This window comes from Micromonospora sp. NPDC049799, from assembly GCF_040656655.1.
Classification (GTDB): Bacteria; Actinomycetota; Actinomycetes; order Mycobacteriales; family Micromonosporaceae; genus Micromonospora.
The window spans coordinates 1-2,781 of the sequence record NZ_JBFAMU010000599.1 but is presented as its reverse complement, the minus strand read 5'-3'; the positions used below and the strand labels follow the sequence as shown (position 1 = coordinate 2,781).

Here is a 2,781-nt window from a genome sequence, read left to right as displayed (position 1 = left end):
GTACGCGGGCGGCGCGCGTCGCCCGCGCGAGGAACGTGCCCGGGCGGGCCTGCGCCGGGGTACGCGGAGAGGGAGGCACTGCGATGGAGACCTTCGGCGCCCGGCTGCACCGGGCCATGAGCGAGCGGGGGCCGCTCTGCGTCGGGATCGACCCGCACCCGGGTCTGCTGGCCCGGTGGGGCCTCGACGACGACGTACGCGGGCTCGACCGGTTCGCCGGAACAGTCGTGGAAGCCCTCGGTGACCGGGTCGCGGTGATCAAGCCCCAGTCGGCCTTTTTCGAACGGTTCGGATCCCGAGGTGTGGCCATCCTTGAGTCAACTATCCGACAGTTACGTAACACTGGCTCGCTCGTTGTCGCCGACGTCAAGCGTGGCGACATCGGCTCGACCGTCGCCGCCTACGCCTCGGCCTACCTTGATCCATCGAGTCCGCTGTATGTCGACGCGGTGACCGCCAGCCCGTACCTGGGCGTCGGTTCGCTCGCCCCGATGTTCGAACTGGCGGCCCGGCACGGTGGCGGCGTCTTCGTGCTGGCGTTGACGTCGAACCCGGAGGGTGCCGCCGTCCAGCGTGCGCGGACGGCCGACGGGCGCACCGTCGCGCAGACCGTCATCGACGAGATTTCCCAGCTCAACGCGGGTGCGGAGCCGCTGGGAAGCATGGGTCTCGTGGTCGGGGCGACGGTCGGAGACACCGGCCACGACCTGGCCGGGGTGAACGGCCCGCTGCTGGCACCGGGCCTCGGTGCGCAGGGGGCCACGGCCGCGGACCTGCGCGTCGTGTTCGGGTCGAGCCTGCCCGCGGTGCTGCCGTCGTACTCGCGCGAGGTGCTCGGCGCGGGTCCGGATCCGGCCGCCCTGCGGGCCGCCGCGGACCGCGTCCTGACCGAGTGCCGGGCCGCCCTGGCTGCCCGTTGACTGACTGATGACTCGGTCACTTTCTGTTGATCGACGCGTGCCCACGTTGCCGAAAGCTCCGTTGACCGCTAGTTTTCCCCGCGCTGGGAACCATTGACCCCTTGGTTCACAGCGACACCACGTATCACAGTGCGGCGGTGCGCCCCGCCCGCCGCGATAGGGACCTGAGGAGAACTGGTGCCGCTCCCGTCACTGACCCCTGAGCAGCGCGCAGCCGCGCTGGAGAAGGCCGCGGAGATCCGCAAGGCCCGTGCTGAGCTGAAGGAGCAGCTCAAGCAGGGCAAGACCACCCTCGGAGCCGTCCTCGAGCGTGCCGAGTCCGACGATGTCGTCGGCAAGCTCAAGGTGTCCGCCGTCCTCCAGGCGATGCCGGGCATCGGCAAGATCCGGGCTACCCAGATCATGGAGAAGCTCAAGATCGCTGACAGCCGTCGCCTGCGTGGCCTCGGCGAGCAGCAGCGCAAGGCACTGCTTGGAGAGTTCGCCGCCAACTGAGGCCGGCAGCGTGTAGAAACAAGCAGTGAGCACGGATGACAGGGCGCGCCCGGCGGCTCGGCTCACTGTCCTCACCGGACCTTCGGGTTCCGGCAGGGAGAGTGTCGTCGAGTCGGTCCGGGCGCGTTCCCCGTCCGTGTGGGTTCCGGTGCCGGCCACCACCCGGCCCCGTCACCCGCACGAGGTGGACGGGGTCGACCGGCTCTTCCTGACCCCGGCGGAGTTCGACCGCCGGCTCGCCGCGGGCGAGCTGCTGGAGTGGAGCCGGTTCGGGCCGCACCGGCGCGGCACGCCGTACGAGCCGCTGCGGGCCTGGCTGGACGCCGGCCGGTCGGTGCTGCTGCCCCTGGACCCGCCCGGCGCGCTCCTGGTCCGGTCGGCGCTGCCGAACGTCCGGCTGGTGCTGCTCCACCTGCCCGGGACCGCCCCCGACCCGGCCCTCCACGCGGTCGCGGAACTCGCCGTCGCGCACGACCTGACCGAGCGGGTCGTCGACGAGCTGGTAGGCTTGTTCGGTTCTTCCTTTCTGGCTCCGGCGCGACCGCGCGTGCGCGGTTGACCGCCAGCACCGCGCGCGGTGCGAAAGACGCAGAGGTTAATTCGTGGGATCCATCGCCAACCCCGAAGGCATCACCAACCCGCCGATCGACGAGCTCCTCGAGAAGACGACGTCGAAGTACGCGCTGGTCATCTTCGCGGCCAAGCGCGCGCGCCAGGTCAACGCCTACTACAGCCAGCTCGGTGAGGGCCTGCTGGAGTACGTCGGTCCGCTGGTCGAGACGACCCCGCAGGAGAAGCCGCTCTCCATCGCCATGCGCGAGATCAACGCGGGCCTGCTCACCGCCGAGCCGACCGACCAGCCGTAATCCGCCCGGCACCGATGTCCCCCCGGATCGTCCTCGGGGTCGGTGGCGGCATCGCCGCCTACAAGGCGTGCGAGCTGCTGCGGCTCTTCACCGAGTCGGGTCACCAGGTCCGGGTCGTGCCGACGGCGTCGGCGCTCCGCTTCGTCGGGGCGCCGACCTGGGCGGCCCTGTCCGGGCAGCCGGTCGCCGACGACGTCTGGGCCGACGTGCACGAGGTGCCGCACGTCCGCCTCGGCCAGCAGGCCGACCTGGTCGTGGTCGCGCCGGCCACCGCGGACCTGCTCGCGAAGGCCGCGCACGGCCTCGCCGACGACCTGCTCACCAACACGCTGCTCACCGCGCGGTGTCCCGTGGTGCTCGCCCCGGCCATGCACACCGAGATGTGGGAGCACCCCGCCACGGCGGCCAACGTCGCGACCCTGCGGTCGCGTGGGGTCCGCGTCGTCGAGCCCGCCGTGGGCCGGCTCACCGGGGCCGACACGGGCAAGGGCCGGCTGCCG

At 71.7% G+C, this 2,781-nt stretch carries 5 protein-coding genes; all 5 read left to right on the top strand.

Annotated elements, in window-relative coordinates:
• Positions 1-83: 83 nt before the first annotated feature.
• Positions 84-920 carry an orotidine-5'-phosphate decarboxylase gene (gene pyrF / locus AB0I76_RS26980; protein ID WP_357041059.1) on the top strand — a complete coding sequence of 279 codons (837 nt, stop codon included), beginning with the start codon at positions 84-86 and terminating at the stop codon, positions 918-920.
• Between the two features lie 177 nt (positions 921-1,097).
• On the top strand, positions 1,098-1,415 hold the full coding sequence (gene mihF / locus AB0I76_RS26975; RefSeq protein WP_007458370.1) for an integration host factor, actinobacterial type: 318 nt from the start codon (positions 1,098-1,100) through the stop codon (positions 1,413-1,415).
• Between the two features lie 25 nt (positions 1,416-1,440).
• Positions 1,441-1,974: a guanylate kinase gene (locus AB0I76_RS26970; RefSeq protein WP_357041055.1), complete on the top strand. Its 534-nt coding sequence runs from the start codon at positions 1,441-1,443 to the stop codon at positions 1,972-1,974.
• 43 nt (positions 1,975-2,017) lie between these two features.
• Positions 2,018-2,281 (top strand): DNA-directed RNA polymerase subunit omega, encoded by a 264-nt coding sequence (rpoZ, locus tag AB0I76_RS26965; protein ID WP_007075826.1) that lies wholly within the window; start codon positions 2,018-2,020, stop codon positions 2,279-2,281.
• A gap of 14 nt (positions 2,282-2,295) precedes the next feature.
• Positions 2,296-2,781: flavoprotein (locus AB0I76_RS26960; protein ID WP_357041052.1), on the top strand; the 486-nt coding region annotated here is incomplete at its 3' end.

Excerpts from the sequence above, each read along its gene's own strand:
- pyrF (WP_357041059.1), top strand. The coding sequence starts at position 84 with ATGGAGACCTTCGGCGCCCGGCTGCACCGGGCCATGAGCGAGCGGGGG.